We start from the raw sequence: 562 nt of genomic DNA, 5'->3' as shown, positions 1-562 counted from the left end.
TCGTCATCGAGGGTCAAGGTGACGTCAGTGTCGGCCTTGTTGCTCAAGGTGGCGGTGTAGGTGATGGTGCCGCCTTCGTTGACGGCGCTTGGCGCGGTCAGGGTGACGGTGGTGGTGTTATCGGTGCCGGGGGTATCAGTGACAGTCGTGGTGACCTTGTCAGTACCCGGAACCAAGTTCTCAAAGTGCGTGCCACCGGTGACTTCTTTAATGCCGGTAGTAACAGTCTGGTCGCCTTTGTACACATCATCCGGTGCCACAACCGAAACAGTACCGCTCGACTGGTTCACACCGATGGTGATGACCTGGTTGTTATCCAGGGTCACAGTCACAGGGTTGGTGATGTTGGTTACCGGCGCACCGTTTTTATCCACAAGGGTGGCGGTGTAGACGATCTGGCCGCCTTCACCCACGGTTTTGGTCGCGGTCAGCACTACATCGACCTTGTCGATGGTGTCGTTGATTTGCGTCGTTGCGCCGTTGCCTGCAACCACGAGTTTCTCGAAGTTGCCGCCGTCAGTACCGGTGATCTTGACGGTTTGGGTGCTCTTATCGACGAACA

Annotated in this window: 1 protein-coding gene; it reads right to left on the bottom strand. The window is 56.6% G+C overall.

The genetic code is table 11. The features are described 5' to 3' along the window. Positions 1-562, bottom strand: a 562-nt coding sequence (locus HBR93_RS26760) for an immunoglobulin-like domain-containing protein (protein WP_169961438.1), incomplete at both ends; no start/stop codon positions are given.

This window comes from Pseudomonas sp. WS 5411 (genome assembly GCF_012985595.1).
GTDB lineage: Bacteria > Pseudomonadota > Gammaproteobacteria > Pseudomonadales > Pseudomonadaceae > Aquipseudomonas > Aquipseudomonas shahriarae.
The sequence above is the reverse complement of the archived record's forward strand: the minus strand, read 5'-3'. Positions and strand labels throughout refer to the sequence as shown.